The sequence below is a fragment of the Ruegeria sp. CDSA034 genome, assembly GCF_059612275.1.
Genome location: NZ_JBXWQH010000037.1, coordinates 1 through 1,006 on the forward strand (window position 1 = coordinate 1; position 1,006 = coordinate 1,006).

Annotated in this window: 1 protein-coding gene; it reads left to right on the plus strand. The window is 57.2% G+C overall.

All coding sequences use genetic code 11. From position 1 onward, the window contains the following. A partial coding sequence (locus tag AC2FLJ_RS22810; RefSeq protein WP_496707783.1) for a phosphoenolpyruvate carboxylase occupies positions 1-864 on the plus strand: 864 nt, incomplete at its 5' end. Positions 865-1,006 lie beyond the last annotated feature (142 nt).

The window sequence follows — 1,006 nt, forward strand, 5'->3', positions numbered from 1 at the left end:
ATAGCCGCGCAGCCCAGTGGCACAATTGCCAGGCGGTTGCGCGTAACAGAACAGGGCGAAGTAGTGTCTGCCAAATATGCCAACCGCGGGACAGCCGCGGCGCATCTGGAATTGCTTTTGTCCAGCACACTACGCCACACGGCTAGTCACACCAAAACGCCGGACCGCCCGGAATTCGATGACGCGCAGGATGCGTTGTCCGAGCTTTCTCAGATGGCTTATGTTTCGCTGCTGCAAACGCCGGGGTTTCTTGAGTATTTCCAACAGGCCAGCCCGGTTGAAGAACTAGCCCGCCTAAAAATCGGATCGCGCCCCGCCCGTCGGTTCGGCGCAGCCAGCCTTGATGATCTGCGTGCCATTCCATGGGTGTTTGCGTGGTCGCAAAACCGCCACCTGATTACTGGCTGGTACGGGTTCGGCGCCGCCATGGTCAATTTTAGGAAGTTCCGCGGCGCACGGGGTGATGAGGTACTTCGAGATATGTTTCGGCAGTCCCGATTGTTCCGCCTTGCGGTCGATGAAATGGAAAAGTCTCTGTACCAGACCGATATGACAATCGCGGCGAAATACAGCGAACTGGTCTGCGACGCCAACACACGCCAACGCATTCTTCAGGCAGTCACCTCGGAATACTGCAAAGCTTGCGACGCTGTGAAGTTTTTGAACGGCGGGCAAATCATTGGACAGCGTTTTCCACGACTGTGTGAGCGCGTCGAACGCAAGCGAGATGAACTTGCCCGCATTCACACTCTGCAAGTCGACCTACTACGCCAGACCCGCAGTGAACAGCAGGCCGGAACGGTTCCGGTCGCTCTGCTGCAATCCATGAACGCCATTTCCGCCGGCCTTGGCTGGACCGGTTGACAATTTCAGGAGATTACAAATTGAACGCCCCTCACCGTACGCACGGATTTTTCACCCAGTCCCTGTCTGACCGTGATCCCGAGCTGTTCGGCTCGATCACATCCGAGCTGGGTCGTCAGCGCGACGAGATCGAGTTGATCGC